General features: G+C 32.1%; 16 protein-coding genes. 1 reads left to right on the forward strand and 15 read right to left on the reverse strand.

Annotated elements, in window-relative coordinates; genetic code table 11:
• Nucleotides 1-27: 27 nt before the first annotated feature.
• The 10 genes from CPIN18021_RS08430 to CPIN18021_RS08475 form a co-directional block, all read right to left on the reverse strand.
• Nucleotides 28-771, reverse strand: a complete 744-nt coding sequence (locus CPIN18021_RS08430) for a formyltransferase family protein (RefSeq protein ID WP_078423949.1) — start codon at nt 769-771, stop codon at nt 28-30.
• Nucleotides 768-2,054: a DUF4910 domain-containing protein gene (locus CPIN18021_RS08435; RefSeq protein WP_078423950.1), complete on the reverse strand. Its 1,287-nt coding sequence runs from the start codon at nt 2,052-2,054 to the stop codon at nt 768-770. Before CPIN18021_RS08435 ends, CPIN18021_RS08430 begins: the two co-directional genes overlap by 4 nt.
• A 23-nt stretch (nt 2,055-2,077) precedes the next feature.
• On the reverse strand, nt 2,078-3,658 hold the full coding sequence (locus CPIN18021_RS08440) for a class I SAM-dependent methyltransferase (protein ID WP_078424826.1): 1,581 nt from the start codon (nt 3,656-3,658) through the stop codon (nt 2,078-2,080).
• Nucleotides 3,659-3,744: 86 nt separating this feature from the next.
• Nucleotides 3,745-5,283, reverse strand: a complete 1,539-nt coding sequence (locus tag CPIN18021_RS08445; RefSeq protein WP_078424827.1) for a flagellin B — start codon at nt 5,281-5,283, stop codon at nt 3,745-3,747.
• A gap of 323 nt (nt 5,284-5,606) precedes the next feature.
• Nucleotides 5,607-5,885: a helix-turn-helix domain-containing protein gene (locus tag CPIN18021_RS08450; RefSeq protein ID WP_078423953.1), complete on the reverse strand. Its 279-nt coding sequence runs from the start codon at nt 5,883-5,885 to the stop codon at nt 5,607-5,609.
• Nucleotides 5,872-6,201 (reverse strand): type II toxin-antitoxin system RelE/ParE family toxin, encoded by a 330-nt coding sequence (locus CPIN18021_RS08455; protein ID WP_078424828.1) that lies wholly within the window; start codon nt 6,199-6,201, stop codon nt 5,872-5,874. The genes CPIN18021_RS08450 and CPIN18021_RS08455 overlap by 14 nt, the downstream gene beginning before the upstream one ends.
• Nucleotides 6,202-6,559: 358 nt before the next feature.
• On the reverse strand, nt 6,560-8,116 hold the full coding sequence (locus CPIN18021_RS08460) for a flagellin B (RefSeq protein WP_078424829.1): 1,557 nt from the start codon (nt 8,114-8,116) through the stop codon (nt 6,560-6,562).
• 239 nt (nt 8,117-8,355) lie between these two features.
• Nucleotides 8,356-8,730, reverse strand: coding sequence for a HepT-like ribonuclease domain-containing protein (locus CPIN18021_RS08465; protein ID WP_226995980.1), 375 nt, complete (start codon nt 8,728-8,730; stop codon nt 8,356-8,358).
• Nucleotides 8,723-9,046 (reverse strand): nucleotidyltransferase family protein, encoded by a 324-nt coding sequence (locus CPIN18021_RS08470; RefSeq protein WP_069638327.1) that lies wholly within the window; start codon nt 9,044-9,046, stop codon nt 8,723-8,725. Before CPIN18021_RS08470 ends, CPIN18021_RS08465 begins: the two co-directional genes overlap by 8 nt.
• Nucleotides 9,047-9,265: 219 nt before the next feature.
• A complete protein-coding gene (locus CPIN18021_RS08475; protein WP_078424830.1) occupies nt 9,266-10,801 on the reverse strand; it encodes a flagellin B in 1,536 nt (511 codons plus the stop codon).
• Between the two features lie 200 nt (nt 10,802-11,001).
• Between CPIN18021_RS08475 and CPIN18021_RS08480 the strand changes: the two genes are divergently transcribed.
• Entirely contained in the window at nt 11,002-11,916 is a 915-nt protein-coding gene (locus tag CPIN18021_RS08480) for an Abi family protein (protein WP_078424831.1), read from the forward strand.
• Nucleotides 11,917-12,150: 234 nt separating this feature from the next.
• Here the strand turns inward: CPIN18021_RS08480 and hemJ are convergent, their stop codons facing one another.
• From hemJ to CPIN18021_RS08505, 5 genes are all read right to left on the reverse strand, one after another.
• On the reverse strand, nt 12,151-12,585 hold the full coding sequence (gene hemJ, locus CPIN18021_RS08485) for a protoporphyrinogen oxidase HemJ (protein ID WP_078423957.1): 435 nt from the start codon (nt 12,583-12,585) through the stop codon (nt 12,151-12,153).
• Between the two features lie 9 nt (nt 12,586-12,594).
• Nucleotides 12,595-12,954 (reverse strand): NINE protein, encoded by a 360-nt coding sequence (locus tag CPIN18021_RS08490; protein WP_078406276.1) that lies wholly within the window; start codon nt 12,952-12,954, stop codon nt 12,595-12,597.
• Nucleotides 12,947-13,399 carry a signal peptidase II gene (lspA, locus tag CPIN18021_RS08495; RefSeq protein ID WP_078423958.1) on the reverse strand — a complete coding sequence of 151 codons (453 nt, stop codon included), beginning with the start codon at nt 13,397-13,399 and terminating at the stop codon, nt 12,947-12,949. The genes CPIN18021_RS08490 and lspA overlap by 8 nt, the downstream gene beginning before the upstream one ends.
• A gap of 3 nt (nt 13,400-13,402) precedes the next feature.
• Nucleotides 13,403-14,743, reverse strand: a complete 1,341-nt coding sequence (gene glmM / locus CPIN18021_RS08500; RefSeq protein WP_078424832.1) for a phosphoglucosamine mutase — start codon at nt 14,741-14,743, stop codon at nt 13,403-13,405.
• A gap of 384 nt (nt 14,744-15,127) precedes the next feature.
• Complete coding sequence (locus CPIN18021_RS08505) at nt 15,128-22,540, reverse strand: retention module-containing protein (RefSeq protein WP_078424833.1); 7,413 nt, start codon at nt 22,538-22,540, stop codon at nt 15,128-15,130.
• Nucleotides 22,541-22,600 lie beyond the last annotated feature (60 nt).

A 22,600-nucleotide genomic window follows, 5' to 3' on the forward strand; every position in this document is an offset into this window, starting at 1 on the left:
TAAAAAATTTATACCTAAAAAATACTTTTAAAGATTATCTATAGTAATTTTTATATTATTTTGATTATATAAATTTAAAACTATAGAATTATTAGTAATTTCATAACTTATAATTTCATACTTATTAGAAAACAAAATAATCTGTGGAAGTGGAATTGTTTTAAAAATTCCAATATTCATAGATCTTAAAAAAGAAGAAATCTTTTTTTTATCCCATGTTAAATCAAGTATGCCATTATTTGGGATATCTTTCTTTTTATGTATGCTTGATAGCATATTACTATCCCAATTATTGCTTATAAAATCATTACTCTGAAGTTTATGCAAACAAAGCTCAAAAGAAGAAATAGCTAATTCATGCTGTTTATACAGCAATTTTCCAGATGTTATATTATCATCCAATATAATCTTTTCCTGAACTATAATATCACCAGTATCAATACCATTGTCAACAAGATGCCAAGTTATACCACTTTCAAAATCGTTTTCATAAACAGACCATATATGTGCCCCCGCGCCTCTATGTCGTGGTAATAAAGAATTATGATAATTTATAATTGTATTTTTATCTATAGCTTCTTCTTTAAATATATAAAAATTATTAGCACTTATAATTAAACTATTTTCCAATTTATTAAAAAAAGAATCGGCTTTAAAACTATCAGTAAATGATATTTTTTGGACATGTTGATTAAAAAAGCTAGATGCTATAGCTAAGCATTTATCGGCCACTCTTCCAATTCCAACAATAAATATATTATTATATTTCATCGCGACACTCTTATCAAATCATTTTCAACTAAAGCTTTTATTATGTATTCAAATTCATTCAGTTTCATGCCATCGCCCATTTTATCCACTATATCGATGGCATCATTTTTGCCATCACAAAATGCTAAAAATTTTCTATAAAAATAAGCTCTATTGTTTTGTATAGCCAAAGAACCTGAATTAAATGTCGGATAAAGACCTCTTTTGCCTAGATTTGGCTCACAAAATACATTTGATATAAACTTTTTATTAAGCTCTAAAGACATAATTATATCTTTCATAGTTTGCAAGCTATTTTCAAGTCCTTTTTGACTTACATAGTTTAAATCATCTTTTGAAGTATGATACTGCTCAAACTCGCCGTATTTTGTCCTACAAATCCCGCAAACAGGCAAATCAACCAAAGGCGAGCAATACTGTCTCTCATCACTACCAGCATCTGAAAAACTAAATTCTTTAAAGTTCTGCTTATCTTTCATTATGTGAAAAGCTACTTTTTCGGCTAGATTGTCCTCACTAGGTGAATGTATAAGCGAATAAGCATCATTATCACCCACACAAGATAAAACAAAACCAGCTTTTACATTTTCTTGCAAGAGCTTTAAATTTCTTGATAGATAAACGATAGAGCCGATGGTCTCAGGTATAAAGACAAATCTATAATTATATTTCAAATCATCTCTTTGCATAAGCCATTTTGCAAGGTAAACACTAACAGCTGGACCACTTAGCTCATTATTTGCCATAGATGGATGACAAAGATATGTTGATATCAAAATTTCTTCTTTTGTATCCCTGCTAGATTTTATCACAAAATCACCATAGTTTAAAACACCATCTTTGTTAAAGCTAGAATCTATAAAAACTCTGTATTTGCCATCTTTTAGCTTTTGTCTTTCATTGTGAGTTATACAAAAACCCCATCTTCTTTTATAATAACTTGTAGTATAGGGTATAGCATCTGGTAAACTTGGTAAAGAGTATAGATGCTCTTCGAGTTCTTTTAGATCTATAACCTTATCTATAGGCTCAGAGTAGTTTAAAACATGTAAATTATTTACTTTAAAGTCACAAATTTTATTACCATCTGGGTCTATTATATAAGCATCATTTATATTCCACTCATCAGGAACAACCCAGTCAAAAACCTCACTACCGCTTTTTATCTCGTATAAATTTACAATGCCACCTAGCTCTTGATTTATTATATCAAGGCTTTTTCTAAATCCTTCTCCGGTTATAGAACGACAAATTGGAAAAAGTTTTTTTATAAGTTCTTGCAATTATTATACCTTTTTTATAACCTCTAAAATCTCTCAAAAAAATGCATCTGTGCTAGTATATTTTCAATATCCATAACATACTCAAGTGCAAATTTATTTAGTTTGCTTTTACTTGTTATATATTTTTTATTGTCATCTTTTAGTGTTATGTTATTGTTTTTTAGATATTTTATAAAATCATCTGCTATATCATGAATAGTGTTTTTGCCATCAAATTTTAACATGATATAAAAATCATATTTTTTGGTATCTATAAAAAGCTCATTAAACTCAGTTGCAAAGCCTATGACAGGATTATCTGTTTTAAAAAAATACCTTATGTATGGTACAAGCTCTGGCTTTAGTCTAGTTTTATTTATCTCATAACGAATAGTTTCGTATGGTTTTGATAAAAATACAGTATTTTTTTTAAGAAGTTCTATAAAACCTAGATATGAGTCTAGTTTTAGCTTTGGGTCTATCAAAGTCAACACATCGGCTAGATTTATACTAGATGGATACATGCTATTAAAAAGCTCATATAGCCAATTGTAAGAATTTGGCATTATCTGTTTTTTCTTGTTTGTGTATATATCATTATCTTTTGTAAAGTGTTCGATGATATGAAGTTTGCTTATCTCATTTACTCCTATATCTTGTTTTAGCTCCTTAAAGGTATCACTATGGACAATAAGACTTTGTCTAAATGCCCTAAAAGTAGCAAAGTCCATAAACTGCTCTTCATCTATCCTATCTTTAAAGTTTTGTTTCATAAACTCATCTGCACATTCACTATCTCCAAGCATTGGAGCAAATATATCATTCATATCAACCTCACACAGATATTCCAAAGAATGTTTTGAAAGATCATTTGCAAAATCTTTAAAATAAAAGGGATTATTTATACTTTCAAGATATTCGTGTGCTATATACGAAGTGTCATATTTTAAAATTTTCTCTATCCACTCTAATGATATTTTTGACTCATTATCATCTTTTTTTAAAAGATAGTCTTTATATACCCGTAACCCTTCTTTGGCTAGACTCAGCTTTTCACTGAGTGTTTGTCCATCTTTTGAAACAAACTGCATATAGTCTTTAACAACTTCTTTAAATTTCCACCCAGGATAGACATTGTAAGATACATAGGCCACTCCATTTTTTGCAAGGTAATCTTTTATAGTTTTTAGTATAGCCTCTTTTACAAAATCAGGTACCCAGCTATATACCCCATGACATATTATATAATCAAACTTTTCATACTTAGATAAAATCTCATCTGCTTTTGTTATATCAGCACATATAAGCTCTAGGTTTTGAAGCTCTAAGCCACCCCCCCCCACTATCTCTTTGCCTTGCTTTATCTGCTCACGACTTAGATCAATGCCTACTATGGTAGCATTTGGATTGTGCAAAGCAAATGGTATGAGATTTCCACCAAAAGAGCATCCTATCTCAAGTATCTTTGCATTTTCTGATGGTTTTGCATCAAGTGATAAAAGCTTAGCACAAGCTTCAAGTTTCAAAGGGGAGCACTGAGGAAATGCAATTGATTTATATGTCATCTCATCATAGGAGGTTGAAAGCTCATCTACTATATCTTGTTGTTTGTCTATGTCTGTCATTTTATATCCTAAAAAATATTTTAGGAATTATACTATAAAAGTATCCCTACCACCAAGAGCAGTAGGGATAAAAGAGTATTTAAAAACTATTGTAATAATTTTAATACGTTTTGTTGAACACTATTAGCTTGACTCATAGCATAAGAGCCTGATTGAGCTAGTATGTTGTATTTTGAGAAGTTTGCTGATTCTGCTGCAAAGTCTACATCTCTTATTTGTGATTCTGCTGATTTAACATTTACTTGTGTTACTGTTATGTTATTTACAGTAGCCACTAGTTGGTTTTGGACAGAACCAAGGTCAGATCTAATGAAGTCTAGTGTTCTTTGAGCTGACTCTGCTATATCCATAACAGCCATAGCACCACGTAGTGTCATAACACCAGCTGATTGAGCAGAGGTCATTTCTGATTTTGTCATTCTTTGAAATCCCATAGCTGCAGCTGTGTCTGATGCTATCTGTCCTTTTATCTCTCTAAGAGAGACAGATTTTTGATTTCCACCAGCGTCACCATTCTGTCCAGCACTAAATGCTACAGAAAATTTACCACTATTATCACCACTACTTATCTTGATATCTCTACCATCAAGACGAACAAGGTTAAGGCGACCGATAAACATGTTTTTACTTAGCGAAATCTTATCTGATACACCTAAACGTGCGCCGATTTTATTCTCACCTGCTTTTGCTCCACCAGAAATTTTTATAGCACGGCCATCACGACTTGTAAGTACTAGCTTACCTTGCGGGTCTATAGATGCTTCTACTCCTGTTTGATCTTTAACAGAGTTTATAGCATTTACAAGAGTTCCGTTTGAGTCATTATCTTTAACTTCAAGATCGCCTATTTTTATGCCGTTTATATTTAATGAGACTATAGATCCAGCAGTAATAGCTTTACTAGCTATAATGGTTACATCAAATGTAGCCCTTACACCTGTTTGATCTGCTACTTTGTTGATGTTTTCAGCTAAAGCACCAATACCTTTACCAAGACCATAAGATAGTTCTGTAGCTGCAACCTTTACATTGTTTATACCATCTACGTTTATAAATGTAAGTGATACTTTGCCAGAAGCAGCTGTAATTAATTTACTACTCTCAAACCTAGTTAAACCTATCTTATCAGATGTAGTAGCACCAATACTAGCTTTTACTGTTTGGTTTGAGTATGCACCTATTTGAAACTCTTTATTTGAGAATGTTCCATTTAGTAGTTGTTGACCGTTAAATGATGTAGAGTTACCTATGTTATCTAGTTCTTCCATAAGTCTTACTATGTCAGCTTGTAGTGCTTGTCTTGATCTTGTAGTTTGACCATCTTGAGCTGCTTGAGTAGCTTTTACTTTGATAGTATCAAGTATTTTAAGCTGTTCATCCATAGCTTTATCAGCTACTTGTATGATACCTATAGCATCATTACCATTTGCTATAGCTTGACCTAAAGCACTTGCTTGTGATCTTAAACTATCTGCAATAGCTAGACCAGAAGCATCATCTGCTGCTGTTTGAATTCTCAAACCTGATGAAAGTCTACCTAGTGAGTTAGCTAAATTTCTGTTGTTACCAACTGCATTAGCATGTGAGTTCATAGCATTAACGTTTGTATTAATTCTAAAGCTCATTATAAATCCTTTTAATGTTTAATTAATAACCTATCCTTATGGTTATTTGATAATTAAATCGGTTCAAAATTTAGAACCTTTAGGGGGGGGGGAGCAAGAAAATGCGAAAAAAATGCAAATTTTTTAGGAATTTTGTGAATTTTTTAAAATTTACATGAGAATTTGTTAAAGATAAAATTAAGTTTGTGAGTTTGTTAAAAATAGTAAGACTTGGCAGATAAAAGTAAAATTAAACTCAAAAATACAACTCGCCATACAAAAGTTATGTATTTTAAGTCTCTTAAAGATTTCTCATAATCTTTAAGGAATTATTAAGTTAAAGTTTATTGTATAGAAATTGTAAGCTCTTTAAGCCCTACCGCCTTAGCATATCTTAAAATCGTGCTAAATTTTGAGTCTATTGATTGTTCAAATCTAGCCAAATTTGACTGTTTCATATTCATCTTTTTGGCAATTTGAGTTTGTGTCATATTACTTTTGATTCTAGCTTTTATAAGTTGTTTTTTTAATTCAAACTCTGGTATCAAAGCTTCATACTCTTTTTTAAACTCTTCATCTTTTATCATCTCGTTAAATACACTATCAAAACTAATTGTTCCCATTTTCAAATTCCTTTAATCTATACTTTGCTATTTGCATTATTGATTTTGGTAGTTTATCTTTTTTCTTAACTACACTTATAAGTATTAAAATTTGTTTTCCTTTTTGATAACAATAAATACTTCGTGCTATACCTTCACTTGATTTTGCTCTTATTTCAAAAAACCCATCCTGTAAACTTTTTGTATGTGGTTCGCCAAGTTGGTTTCCTTGTATTTTTAAAAGCTCAAAGATATGAGTTAATCTAGACCTTATATTTTTAGGTATTCCTAAAAATTCATCAACCGCCTTTTGATTAACAAAGTCTATGCTCCACATACTACTACTTTATAATATTTTTCTTGATTATATCATCAATGATATAAAAAAGTTCTAAAATATATTAGATTTTTAATTTTTGCTAAACAAGATTGTTTGCAGACTTATTTTCTATAAATTCTTACTATTGTTATAATATTTTTTCTAAATCCATATCAAAAAATCTCTACAATCCAGCCTCTTAATCCATGCTATTACTTTTTTATATTTATGTTATAGATAGTGCTTTAAATTTGATTTTATGGATTTGTAATTCTAATTTATTTTATTAAAACCTATAATAATACTTTTAAAACTCATAAATAATAAAAAAGCCAAAAGGTTTACCCCTTTGGCTAAAGATTTATATAAATTAAAACTATTGTAATAATTTTAATACGTTTTGTTGAACACTGTTAGCTTGACTCATAGCATAAGAGCCTGATTGAGCTAGTATGTTGTATTTTGAGAAGTTTGCTGATTCTGCTGCAAAGTCTACATCTCTTATTTGTGATTCTGCTGATTTAACATTTACTTGTGTTACTGTTATGTTATTTACAGTAGCTACTAGTTGGTTTTGAACAGAACCAAGATCAGATCTTATAAAGTCTAGTGTTCTTTGAGCTGACTCAGCTATATCCATAACAGCCATAGCACCACGTAGTGTCATAACACCTGCTGCTTGAGCAGAGGTCATAGCATTACCACTCATTCTATGAAAGCCCATAGCAGCAGCTGTTTTTGAGTTTATCTGACCTTTTATCTCTCTAAGAGATACTGATGCTTCTGCACCACCATTGCTTTCAGTTGTCGCTTTGCTAAATGCCGTAGAAAAAGCACCATTATTTTTACCATTTGCGCCACCACTTATCTTTATATCTCTACCATCAAGACGAACAAGGTTTAAACGACCTATAAAACCTTTACTTAAATCGGAAGCTGGCATATTTTCAGCTTTACCATTATAACCGAACACAGCAGATATTTTACCACCATTATCTCCGCTAGCCGTGGCACTTATAACCCTACCATCTCTACTAGTAAGTCTAAGTCTTCCTTGTGGATCTATAGAAGCTTCTACACCTGTTTGATCTTTAACAGAGTTTATAGCATTTACTAGTGTTCCGTTGCTATCGTTTGCTTTAACTTCAAGGTCACCTATGTTAACACCATTGATTTTAAGATCTTTCATATTTCCATCACGAACAGCCACACCACCGATCCATGTTACATCAAATGAAGCCCTTACACCTGTTTGATCTGCTACTTTGTTGATGTTTTCAGCTAAAGCACCAAGACCTGTTCCAAGACCTGTTGATATAACAGTTCCAGCTACTTTTACATTGTTTATACCATCTACGTTTATAAAGGTAAGTGTTACTTTACCAGCAGCTGTTATAAACTTACTACTCTCAAACCTAGTTAAACCTATCTTATCAGATGTAGTAGCACCAATACTAGCTTTTACTGTTTGGTTTGAGTATGCACCTATTTGAAACTCTTTATTTGAGAATGTTCCATTTAGTAGTTGTTGACCGTTAAATGATGTAGAGTTACCTATGTTATCTAGTTCTTCCATAAGTCTTACTATGTCAGCTTGTAGTGCTTGTCTTGATCTTGTAGTTTGACCATCTTGAGCTGCTTGAGTAGCTTTTACTTTGATAGTATCAAGTATTTTAAGTTGCTCATCCATAGCTTTATCAGCTACTTGTATGATACCTATAGCATCATTACCATTTGCTATAGCTTGACCTAAAGCACTTGCTTGTGATCTTAAGCTATCTGCTATCGCTAGACCAGAAGCATCATCTGCTGCTGTTTGAATTCTCAAACCTGATGAAAGTCTACCTAGTGAGTTAGCTAAGTTTCTGTTGTTACCAACTGCATTAGCATGTGAGTTCATAGCATTAACGTTTGTATTAATTCTAAAGCTCATTATAAATCCTTTTAATGTTTAATTAATAACCTATCCTTATGGTTATTTGATAATTAAATCGGTTCAAAATTTAGAACCTTTAGGGGGGGGGGAGCAAGAAAATGCGAAAAAAATGCAAATTTTTTAGGAATTTTGTGAATTTTTTAAAATTTACATGAGAATTTGTTAAAGATAAAATTAAGTTTGTTTTAAAATGATATTTACAAAATTTAAATACTTTACTTTTTTTATCAAAATATTCAATCTTTTTGCAAATCTTTTTTAGTTTCTTTTAAAACTTTTTGTATGCTTTTTTTAAAATTTGGCAATATTTCACGAATAATTTTTTCTATGATTTCGTTTTCTATGTTGTCATAATCATGCGAAGACCAATTTCTAATACTTCTTATTCCCTTTAAATCTTTTTGATCAAATCTACTTAATGTTTTATACTCTTGTGCTTTTTCCATTTTTTCAAATTGCTGATGAATGACATCAAAGTGTTTCATTATAGCTGGTTTTGCAAGTTTTTCATCTTTTAATGCTTCAACCGTGCCTTTTTCTTCACAAATATCAAATATTTGATCTATTTTTTCTATAGCTAAACACAATCTATATACTACTTTACTAGACAAAAATAGCTCCTTTTGTAATCTTGTTGTTATATAGTCTTTCTTTATTGTAATAATCACAAATATCAACAGATTTGTGAAATTTAGCTGAAATTTTTGCCTTTAATTTTTCTAAATATTCAAGTATACCATAAACATCAAGCCTATCTAGAAAACCTATCTTATCTGCAAAAATAACTATATCAATATCCGAGTTCTCATCTGCATATCCTTTAGCATAGCTTCCAAAAAGTCCTATTTCCTTGATACCATCTTCTTGAAGCTGTGGCTTTATTTGAGCTAAATATTTAAGTATCTCTTCTTTTGTCAAAACAGACATTTTATATCCTTAATTGTTTTTTAAATAATTAAACCCTTTGTTATCTATAATTTACAAGTTTTTCTTAAGTAAAATCTATTTTTGATCAACAAACAATATAATAAATTTTTAGAGATAAAAATAAGCTTATAAAACCATATGATGATAAGAAAAATTTAATTTTTGCTTTTTGTGATATAAATTTTACAGCCAAAACTTTGGCTGTAAAGAGTGATTAAATTACTGAAGTAATTTTAATACGTTTTGTTGAACACTATTAGCTTGACTCATAGCATAAGAGCCTGATTGAGCTAGTATGTTGTATTTTGAGAAGTTTGCTGATTCTGCTGCAAAGTCTACATCTCTTATTTGTGATTCTGCTGATTTAACATTTACTTGTGTTACTGTTATGTTATTTACAGTAGCTACTAGTTGGTTTTGAACAGAACCAAGGTCAGATCTAATAAAGTCTAGTGTTCTTTGAGCTGACTCAGCTATATCCATAACAGCCATAGCACCACGTAGTGTCATAACACCTGCTGCTTGGGCAGAGGTCATAGCGGCTTTAGACATACGTTGAAATCCCATAGCGGCAGCTGTGTCTGATGCTATCTGTCCTTTTATCTCTCTAAGAGAGACAGATTTTTGATTTCCACCACTACCATCAGCAGCAGCAGTAAATGCTACAGAAAATTTACCACTATTATCATCGCTTTTAACTTTTATATCCCTACCATCAAGACGAACAAGGTTAAGGCGACCTATAAACATTTGTGAGCTTAGCGAAATTTTTTCTGATACACCTAAACGTTTACCGATTGCTTTGCCACCATTTGCTCCACCAGAAATTTTTATAGCACGACCATCACGACTTGTCAACACAAGCTTACCTTGTGGATCTATAGATGCTTCTACTCCTGTTTGATCTTTTACAGTATTTATAGCATTTACTAGTGTTCCATTTGAGTCATTATCTTTTACATCAAGGTCACCTATCTTAACACCGTTTATATTTAACGAGACTATAGATCCAGCAGTAATAGCTTTACTAGCTATAATGGTTACATCAAATGTAGCCCTTACACCACTTTGATCTGCTACTTTGTTTATGTTTTCAGCTAAAGCACCGATACCTTTACCAAGACCATAAGATAGTTCTGTTGCTGCAACTTTTACATTGTTTATACCATCAACGTTTATAAATGTTAAGCTAACAGCGCCTTTTCCTGTTGCTGTTATCAGCTTACTACTCTCAAACCTAGTTAAACCTATCTTATCAGATGTAGTAGCACCAATACTTGCTTTTACTGTTTGGTTTGAGTATGCACCTATTTGAAACTCTTTATTTGAGAATGTTCCATTTAGTAGTTGTTGACCGTTAAATGATGTAGAGTTACCTATGTTATCTAGTTCTTCCATAAGTCTTACTATGTCAGCTTGTAGTGCTTGTCTTGATCTTGTTGTTTGACCATCTTGAGCTGCTTGAGTAGCTTTTACTTTGATAGTATCAAGTATTTTAAGTTGCTCATCCATAGCTTTATCAGCTACTTGTATGATACCTATAGCATCATTACCATTTGCTATAGCTTGGCCTAAAGCACTTGCTTGTGATCTTAAACTATCTGCAATAGCTAGACCAGAAGCATCATCTGCTGCTGTTTGAATTCTCAAACCTGATGAAAGTCTACCTAGTGAGTTAGCTAAGTTTCTGTTGTTACCAACTGCATTAGCATGTGAGTTCATAGCATTAACGTTTGTATTAATTCTAAAGCTCATTATAAATCCTTTTAATGTTTAATTAATAACCTATCCTTATGGTTATTTGATAATTAAATCGGTTCAAAATTTAGAACCTTTAGGGGGGGGGAGCAAGAAAATGCGAAAAAAATGCAAATTTTTTGATGATTTTATGGAAAATATCAAAATTTGGTTATTATTTATAATAAAAAATATAAACTAAAACCATCAAGGATTTTTTGAAGCAAAAGAAAAAGTTTACTATAGAAGAACAAATCAAATATATGAAAAGTCTAAACATAAAATTTGATAACAATGAAGATGGGGCAAAAGAATTTTTAACATACAGCAATTATTATTTTAAAGTAAAGTCATTTGCAAAAAATTATAAAAAGATAGATGGAAAATATGCAAATTTGCATTTTGCATATCTTAGAAAATTTAGTATCTTAGATACAGCTTTTAGGGAATTAGTCCTTGAATTGTCGCTTTTATGTGAACATCTAATAAAAGTCTTAATTTGTCGCAGCTGTAGTCAAAACAACAATGATAATGGATATGAAATCGTTAAAGATTATTTTCTTTTAAAAGAAATTCCATCTAATATACAAAAATACGATAAAGATAAAGATAAATTTAGTGTATACTCAAAACCGCTTTTAGATAAATATAGAGATGATATGCCTCTTTGGGTTTTGATAGAGTTATTAAATTTTGGTGAGTTAATTTCATTTTATAAATTCTATAAAGAAAATTATAGTATAGAAAAAATATCAGTTTTTAATTTATATGCAATAAAAAGCTTAAGAAATATTGCCGCACATAATAGTTGTATACTACATACATTAACAATACATCCAATAAAAAACATGAAAATATCCACAAAATTAAGACAATTTTTAAAAGATAAAAAATTATTATCTAGAAATGAAACAGAAATTAAAATTCCATTGATACACGATTTTATTTGTTTGGTTTTAGTATTTTCTAAACTATGTCCAGATACGGAAATGAAAAAAATACTAACTAAAAAAATAAGAATATTTTTCAAAAGATGTAAAGAAAAAACAGAGTATTTTGAAAACGAACCCCTTATAGTAAAAAGATATCTATTTATTAAAAAGGCAACATATATAATTTTAAGAAACAAATAAAGTTTTTTGTGTATAATTACACTAAGGATAAAAATTTATTAACTCGTTGATAGGTTTAGGCGGACGGCTTTTTGCTTGACCGCCTTTTTTTATATCTCTTCATCTTCCATCATCTCATCAAATACACTATCAAAAGTAATTGTTCCCATTTTCAAATTCATTTTACATACCTTGTAAGCTTTTTATAGGATTATTTGCCAGCAAAAAGATATATTTCACTAGCAAGATATAAAATCAAAATGGATTTACTATCATAATCCAAATAATCACAAGCATACAAACAGTAGGAACTTCGTTGTATGCTCTAAAAAACATACCATCTCTTTTACAGGTTTTGTTTTTTAGCTGTTTCATATAGCTACCAAGATGAAAATGATAAGCCGCCATAAGTATAACTATCATAAGCTTTAGATGAATATGTCCTGTTTTAAGCAAGTCGGGCATAGCCAAAAGTATCAAAGCACCAGTAGCAAAAGAACCTATAAGCGCTGGATAGCCTATATACTTATACATCTTATACTCCATCACTTCAACGACCTTTACATACTCAGGGTTGTGGATATTTTCAGCGTGATACACATAAAGTCTTGGCTGATAAAAAAGCATAGCCATCCAAGATATAAAAAATATGTAGTGCAAAAACTTAAAATACAAATAATAATCCGCCATCTTCTCCTCCTATCTAAATAGAATTTCTTTTTTGGCCTCAAGTTCGGCTTTTGTTATCTTGTTTTGTTCGTAAAGTTCATAAAGCTTTTTTAGCTCTTCTTCTTTGTCTTTTAGCTCTAAGTCTTTTTTGAAACTATCTTTTTTTAAGTTTTGTTCTATACAAACACCTATCAAAAACACATCCATAAGCCACCAAATACCCCAGATGATTAAAAATATCCAACCGATAAATATCCAAGCAAAAGCACTTCCGACAAAAAATAGCCCCATCATAAAAAAGCCACTTATAAACTTTCCAAGATAGAGCCTATGTGCGCCAAGCCAACCCACAAAAAACCAAAGAGCATAAGCTATATAAGGGTTATTCATCTTTTTCCTTTTTAATGAAGTTTTTTATAATGATCAAAAATACAGATATGTTTATCATAACATCAGCGAAGTTAAATATCGCAAACTCAAACCACTTATGCCAAAATACATAATCAACCACCGCACCATAAGTAAATCTATCTAATATGTTCGATATCCCAGAGCCAAAAATCATCGCGAAATTTATTAGATTTGATTTTAGGAGTTTTTTCTCATACAAAAGATAGCCAAATAGAGCAAAAATAAGTGCAAGTTGAACAAATTTCAAGTTTTCAGCTAAAAATGCAAACATAGAAAAAGCGACACCGGTATTGTAAGCAAGGACAAGCGAGATATATTCACCGTTAAGCTGATAATTTGTGCTTACAAAAAAGTATTTTATGGCCTGGTCTATAACCAAGATAACAACAAAAACCGATAAAAAAGTATAAATTTGTCTTTTCAAGGCTTATCCGTTTAGGGCTTTTTTGAAAAATGCTTTAACTTCTTGCATTTTTGTATCAACCAATGCTTCGTTTTTGCCTTCAAGCAAAAGCCTGATGACATTTTCTGTCCCAGAATACCTAAAAAGTGTCCTTATAGACTGTGCTTGAAGCTCTTGCTCTAGCTCTTTAAGCCCAGCTATCTCTTCAAGTGGTTTTTTGTCCGTAACTTGAAGGTTGCATAAAATTTGCGGATATGGCTTTAGTTCGCTAAAAATTTTACTTACTTTCTTGCCTTTTTTAAGTATCATAGCAACCACTTGCAAGGCAGTAACCAAGCCATCGCCGGTCTTTGCATAATCATTAAAAATAACGTGTCCGCTTTGTTCGCCTCCAAAGTTTATGCCATTTTCTTTCATCATCTCAAGCACATATTTATCGCCTACATTTGAACGAAGTAGCTTTATGCCATTCGCTTTAAGATAGTCATCCAAAGCTTGATTGCTCATTATAGTTGCTACAAGTGCATTGCCTTTTAGCACCCCTTGCTCTGACAAAAACACGGTCAAAAACCCAAGCAAAGCATCTCCGTGAACTATCTCGCCAAGCTCATCAACAACGACCAATCTATCAGCATCGCCATCAAAAGCAAAGCCTATATCAGCCCTAAGTCTTTGCACCTCACTAGCAAGGTATTCGGGGTGCAATGCACCGCAGTTTTGATTGATATTGATTCCATTTGGCTCATCGTTTAGCACGATAACATCTGCTCCAAGTTCGCTAAATACAGTCGGAGCTACCTTATAAGCCGCACCATTTGCCACATCTAGGACTATCCTCATATTTTTTAATGTTAGCTCTTTTGGAAATGAGTTTTTTATCTGAACGATATATCGACCTATCACGTCATCTATCCTTTTGTTTGCGCCGATTTGTGACATAGTTTTTTGAGCGTTTAGTATCATTTCATCATCAAAATATATATCTTCTATCTGTTTTTCTATATCTTTTGCAAGTTTATCGCCGTTGCTATCAAAAAATTTTATGCCGTTATCATAGTAAGGATTGTGGCTAGCGCTTATCATTATACCAGCATCACATCTCATATCCTCAGTCAAAAATGCGACCGCAGGTGTCGGCATAGGGCCTATCTGAAGGACATTGTACCCAACCGCTGTAAGTCCAGCGACTATAGCTGTTTCTATCATATAGCCACTTTTTCTAGTGTCTTTTCCGACTAATATCGTATTTGTATTTGAATGATCTCTAAAGTAAATTCCGGCTGCCATTGCGAGTTTCATAGCTGTTTGAGCTGATAGCTTTTCTCCGGCTTTTCCTCTGACACCATCTGTTCCAAAAAGTTTCATAATAAATCCTAAAGATTATAAATTTGGTATAGATTTTATCAAAAAAATGATAAAAATAAGGTATTTGTTGTTTGTGAATTTGAGATTTTGAGTGGTAATTGGATATGAATTCGGCTACTACAATATAGTAGTTGTAAGTTATAATTGTCTTTATAAAACATCCTAGCAAAAATTTATTTTAGTAATAAAAAGCTTTCATAATAAGACTTGGTTGACCCATATCTTTATATGATGGATAAGCATATCGTTGTTAAATGTAATAAAAAGAGTGTTTGGTTTTATATTTATTAAGATACGACAAACAAAGATAGTCTATGCTTGTCTTATAAATTTCTTGTTCGAGAAAGACCCCGAACAAGAAAGATAGAAGTTATACTACCCTGATTAATGTTTATTTACAAACTCATCTACAGAATTAACTTCTTGTAATGGCTGAACATTGTCAACACCACCAACATCAGTGTCTGAGTGTGTTGTACTGATTGTTTTTTGAGTTTTATTAGACAATAAATTCTCAACTTTTTGCTCCAGAGTAAGCTCAGAAGCTGGGCTTATCTCAGAAACTTCTGCTTTAAGATCTTGAACTTCTTTAGTTTCAGGCAATACTGTATCTAAAGAATTTTTATCATCATCTAAGCCTACATGTATAGACTTAACCTCATCAATGCTTGGCTTGATAGGTTTATCATCGTTTTTAATGCTATCAAGTTTTGACAAATCCACACTACCACCATCTACATTGCCAAGTAATGTATTTGTAGTTGCAAAAGACTTGGCATCATCTAAGAATTCGATATCTATTTGTTCATAGTCATTTTCAATACCATGAGATGAAGCCATTCTTGGTTGAGGATGAGAAACGATGCTAGAAGCATGCTCATATGAAGCACCATCATAAACATAAGAATTTGTATCGGCATCATAATGAGCATTTTCAGGCACAATAAAGTCATCATTATATACTTTTATATTAAGACCTGTATGCTCTTCTCCCAATGGAACATGGGTTTTATCTGGTGCAATAAAGCCTACTTTAACAGGAGTAGTAGAATATCTATTCATGCCAGACTGAGATATTATAACTTCAATATTATGCTCTCCCTTGCTTCCTAAATCAACATCAAATTCATAATTCTCTTTACCTTTACTAACATAACGACCAACAACTTTTCCATCGATCTTAATAATAGCAGCATTATATGCTTGTCCGAAGTCTACAAACATTTTATTAGCACCATCTGAAGCAAGCAATTTACCAGTAAATTTAAATATAGTATCACGACCATAGTCTAATGTAGGATCGTTATTTTCAACTATATCGTGGATATTAGATTGTTTTTCTAATCCTGCTTTTAAACTATCTTGATAATTATATCGAGGAAGTGTGTTAGGCTTATTTCCATGCATAGCCTCTAGCTTATCTAATTTAAATGTAAAGTTTGGCTTTACTTCATAAGAGCTAGAAACACCGCTTAAATGATATTCTGCATTTGTTATCATGTCAATGTTTGTTAGATTACCATATTTTGTATAATCTTTTGTAGCTCTAAGACCGTCTTTAACTCCGTGAACTTCATAAGCATCATTGTTACCCGTAAAGTAATACTTATATAAATAAACCTCACCTGAAAGTCCTTTGTGAGAATTATCAACTTCTATTTCTTTTTGAGTAGAATCATTATCATTTTGGGTATCTTTTTTGCTGTCAGAAGAATTATCTTTAGTATCATTTTCTTTTTTAGATGGAGGTGTAACTTTGCCATCTGTCTCTTTTTCCACAGATGACTCTTCTTTGTTATTTTCAGAATCCGCCATATGCTTAGTTTCATTCCATTCTGCGTTTTTAAGATCTATATCTTCAAAATTTCCACCTTCGATCTTAATAACTTTTGCATTGATACTGAATTGGTTAGAACCATCATTTTGTTTAATTTCTGAAAGTTTAACTTTTACTATTCCTTCACCTTTTTCATCAAGATCAACTTCTCTTCTTACACCATTATTTAGTTCAATAACTGCTGTTGCCTTATGGTCGGCTTGTGGTGGAACTGAGGTTTTAACAGTAAGTATAACATCACTATTTTCTTTAATGATCTCTTTAGTAATATTAGTATCTTTATCTATAGTGATAGTATTTACTTTTATTTCGTTGATTAGATAATCATCGCCTGTTTTGGGGGCTGAAAATACAACTTTATCAAAGAAAGTATTATTATCTTTACCTTCTGGTCTTAATATCCTTGTTTCATCAACACGATCATTACTATTTTCTCCCTCTATAGTTTGTGTTCCAACTAGTTTGCCTTCTCTATAAAACTCAATTTTTGCACTTTCTTGTGAATTTTTCCAAGCAAATTTAGCTTGAATACTATCAGCTTGGTTATCTAATTTTAGTATAATTTTTTCACTGCCTGTATCGGCTAAATATCCAAGCTCTTTACTGTCTGCACCGCCATCAGAATCAGTTTTATCATAATATCTAGAAGTAATGCCTTCAACCCCAAATCCATCGTGTTCTGTATCTTTTACAGTAGAAATATTAGCTGATTCTCCATATGGACCTTCCGCGGTTAGTGTTATACCTTCTACTTTTTTGTCTGTTACTGTATCCACTGTTATACTTGTTGATTTTGTTATAATGCCTTGCAAAGTAACATTCACTACATCAGAGTCATCATCTAATGTATCTCTAGCATTAGCACCAGCAGAAGTGGTTTTCGCTTCTATTTTTACACTTTCAAACGGATGACCTTCAACTTTAGTAATATTACCATTAAAAGTTTTATGATTTTCCATATCTTTGATTTTACCTATGCCGCTAGCACCATCTATATGAACTTCTTGCGTAGTTCCGTTTACATCAACTGTAACTACAGTGGTATCATTATGTGGAGGATTAGAAGTTGTAACAACCCATTCTACATCTTCTGAATGATTTTCTATCAAATCTTTGATAGTTTCACTATCTACAACTTTTTCTTTATAAACTATTTTGTGAATTAAATAATCATCATTTTCATTTGGTGCTGTAAATTCAGCCTTTTTAAACTCATATCCAGGTGAAAAAGTATATGGCTTATCATTTTCATCAGTACCGCCAGATATATTTTCTTCTGCATGAGTTTTATTTCCATTTATATCATAGTATTGAACCGTGGTTGCATGGTTGTCATCTATACCGTTTTCACCACCTGATATTGTAGCACTTCCTTTCTCTTTACCTTCGGCATCTTTAAATATAATTTTAGCGGTCTCAGATGAGCCATTTCTCCATGCAAATGCTACATCTAGGCTGAATGTTGATTTAGGAAATGTAAATTCTAAAGATTCACCGTGTTGCAACTCTCTTATATCTCCACTAAAGTCACTTTTTTTGACACCATTTTCACCATCCACACCAAATCCGTCGCGTTGATAATCATTATATGTAGAAATTTTTGCATCATGTCCATTGGCACTTGTAGCCTTAACAGTAACACGACCTGAAGAATCTTTTCCAATATTTCCTATTGTTATCTCGGATGATTTTACTAACTCTATAGAAACAGTTGTAGGATCATAATCGTCTACTATTGTAGTGATAGGTCTATCTTTTGTTATTATAATTTTACTACTATTAGCTGATGTGACAGCTACATTAGAAATACCTACATTTATGTTGCTGTCACGATATGGGTTATCACTTCTTGGAGAAGCAACATTTATAGTAGCTTCTGTTTCACCAGCTTCTATAGCAACTGTTCTAGTCATAGTTTTACCATCATTTGTTACAAATTGAAGGTCTACTGTTGTCTTAGTATCTACTGGTCTAGACAAAGTAAATGTATAAGGAATTTGATCTCCTTCCACTTCTGTTTTTGGAGCGGCTATGGTTAATTCGACTGTTGTATCAACATTGCCTGAAATTTTAGCAGTTGTTGTATTATGAGCTTCATCTTGAGCAGTTGCTGTAACAGTATAGTCACCGTCAGCCAAAGGATTTTCTGGAGCAACTGAGAATTGACCATCTTTGACAGTAGCTTTGATAATTTGAGGGTTGTTATCACTATCTACTATTGTTACATCAACAATTGAACCATTAGGTAGATTTGTAACACCTTTAATTGTAGGTGTATTATCATGTATATCATTGGATGTACTTAATGTTAATTCTGGTGGTGTTAAGTCAACTGTTGTTGTATCAACATCACTATAAAATCCTTTTGTTCCATCTGCCGTTTGAATATAAGCTTTTATATTCATAATACCTTCTTTAACACCAGGCAATAAAGCTTCAAATGTTTTATGCTCACCAATTCCTTGATTGTTATAGCCAATTGTGTAATACACTGTCTTAGAAAGTGTATTATCATTATAATCTATAGTTACAAAAACTTTATCTCCAGCAACAACACCATCGGGAACCGTTATGCTTACTTTTGTTTCTGAAGTATCTCCATCATCTGGATGGTTATTTTCTTCTTTATTTAAGATATTATCTTCACCATCGTTTACAAAACGAATTGTTGGAGCAGATACTATTCTGTTTGCTACTATGTTTGTAGCTTCAAATTTATCACCTTCGATACTTACTATATTGGCATCAAATGTTTTAAGGTCTGTTTTGCCTTCTATCTTGCCTATACCGCTATATTCATCTATATGAACTTTTTGTATCACCCCATTTACATTAACATTTACTACAGTAGTATTGTTATGTGGGGGGTTAGATGTTGTAACAACTAATTCTAAATACTCTTCCTTTTGTGAATTTTCTACTTTTGATGAACTATTTAATAAAGTTTCAATATTTTCACTTGTTATATCAACTTTTTCCTTGTAGACTATTTTATTAATTAAATAATCATCACCTTCTCTTGGTGCTGTAAATTTAATTTTACTAAACTCATATCCAGGTGTAAATGTATATAGAGGATCAACTCTATCACTGCCACCAGGAATATTTTTAGGGTCAGTTGTTGGTTTATCGGATTCATCAAAATATTGAACGTTGGCCATACTATTAGCTAAGCCTGACTGACCACCAGATATAAGAGCACTTCCTAATTTAGTGCCATTATCATCATAAAATTCAACTTTTGCATGCTCTTGACCAGCTCTCCAAGATAATGCAACATCTAAACTAAATACTGGTTTTTTAAATCCAAATTCTAAAGACTCGCCTTTTTGTAATTCATCTGGATGACCAGTTGAACCATCGCTATTATGATTTGATATATCACCTTTTACGCCAAAACCTTCAGGATCTATATGATGAGATATACCTTCTCCTATACTATTTTTATTTGTAATATCTACGCCTTGTTCATTTTTAGCTATAACTGTTACTAGGCCATTATTATTAATGTTGCCTGATGTAATTGTAGATACTTTTATTAATCCAAGAGATATATCTGTAACATCATGATCGTCTTTTATATTTGTTGTAACATCTCCAAGCATTACTTTGATATTGCTATCTTTAACACTAGCATTACTTATAACCACATTAGTTTGTGACTCTTTATATACATCATCAGGTCTAAATAAGCTTGTATCTAAATCAATTTTAACACTTGTTTCACCTTTTGGTATAGTAACTTTTACACTTTGTGTTTCTCCATGATCATTATTAAAGTTAACAATTAATGTTTTATCTTCGCTTAAAGGCTTATTGAGAGTTGCTGTATATGTTGTATTATTTCCTTCCGTTATCTCATCCTTGTCAACTACTATATTAATAACCGGATTAGCTATATGCGTAGAATCATTACTTATATTTCCTGCCTTATCAGTAGCAACAACTGACACATCGGTATCATTTTTTATATCTTCGGGATTAATAGTAACCTTGCCCGTATTAGGATCAACATGAACTTTTGAATCATTGCTTATCCAATTTCCATCGCTATCTTTGCTTATTGTTGCGGTTACTGGAGTATTGCCATCTGCTGGGGTGTATGTTATAACGGCTTCTTTGGCATCGCCTGCTTTACCTGTATCTATGTCGATATTTATAGTACCATTTTCATTTTCTGTTACTTTTGGCAATAATGGTGTTGTATCAACATCAACTTGGTCCACTCCTTCTTTTGATTTATTTCCTGCATTGTCAATTACAGTTGCTGTTACTTTTATGGGAGTATTATTTGTTGGAACTTTATCTGAAGGAATAAGAAATTCAATGTCTTTTTCTCCATTTTTGACAATTATAGGAAAATCTTCGCCATTAATTTTAATATTTACTTTTTCGCCTTCTGCCAAAGGTTTATCTAGTGTAATTTTTACCTTAACACCATTATTAGCTTCATTGATATTGATAATATTATTACTATCTAGAATTTCTACTGTTGGTGTATTTGGAGCTGTTGTGTCAACTATTACATTATCAGTTCCTGTTGCACTTTCATTTCCTGCCGGATCAACTACTTTAGCTGAAACAGTTGTTTTTACTCCTTCTGGGAAATCTGATTTTGGATATTCTTTTGTATAACCTTTATTGATTATATCTTCTGTGACAGGAATTTTATCTACTGAACCGTTTGGGTTAGTAATAACTAGTGTGTCTCCAACTTCTGTATTAGCTGGTATATCGATTTTAACAGTAATGGTATCAGTTAATTCTTTAGCGTTTATAAAGCCATCATTATTTACATCTCCTGTAATAGTTACTACTGGAGCGCCACTGTTATTATCACTACCATTTATTTGACCATCTTTGTTACTATCACCTGGGATTACTGTGTCAACACCATAGGCTTTAGTAGCTGTTATTTCGCCTTTATTTCCAGCTTCATCAGTAGCAATAACCTTACCATCAATTATTTTATCACTTTCATTTGCTAATTTTTCACCTGGAATAGAAACAATAAAGTTACCATCTCTATCTACAGTAGTTTCATATGGTGTATTATCTACTGTTATAATTACCTTATCGCCTTCTTTGAATTCTCCTGTTACTTTACCAGTAACTTTAATATTTTCACTTGCTTCTTTTGCATTTAATATATTGTCTGGAGTAATATCATCTATAATTAATTTTGTAGTGTTACCATTTGGAGCTGTACCATCAGTTATATCTGTAGTATCTTCACCTTTATTACCAGCTCCATCAGTAGCTGTTGCAGTAACCTTATCACCTGTTTTAGTTTTTGTTGGATCAACAGGAACTGACCAGTTGCCATCACTGTCTGAAACTGTAGGTATTTTAGTTCCATCTACTAATGTTACTTCTACAGAAGTATTTGGTTCTGTTGTACCTGTGATTGTATTATGATTGTTGCTAATGGCATTTATGGTTACAACAGGAGGAGTAATGTCAGTATTGGTGCTTCTTCCGCCATCTACGCCATTGATATTATTTAAAGCTGCAACTGTAGCAATGTTTCCTAGATCTCCATAATCAGCATGAACATTCGACTCATGTCCGCCTTGTGCAAAAACACTATCATTAAGCTGGCCTGTTCCTTCACCACCATCTCCAGCAGCACTATCGCCACCAGCAGCAGTCTCTTCTAGTTGAGTTAAATCAGCACCACTTAAAATTGCTTGTTGTAAAGAATTAGCATCGGCAATTGCATCATCTCCAAAACTTTGAACCTGAGTAACACTATTATCAAAACTAAGCGTGTCATTGCCTAGTAATGTTATATCCTTATCATCGTTTGTAGATATAGTAACCTTGCTTGATTCGCCTATCGTTTTGATAACTTCACCCAAAACTACTTCATCGCCTACTTGGACAACCCTTTCTTTTCCGGTCGCATCAATTGCGACAACATTTCCTACTAACTGTATTATAATACCTGATGTTGCCATGTAGTATCTCCTTTTCAATATCTATGTTTATAATACTATTAAAAAACAAATGATACCATT

The organism is Campylobacter pinnipediorum subsp. caledonicus (assembly GCF_002022005.1).
Taxonomy (GTDB): Bacteria; Campylobacterota; Campylobacteria; order Campylobacterales; family Campylobacteraceae; genus Campylobacter_A; species Campylobacter_A caledonicus.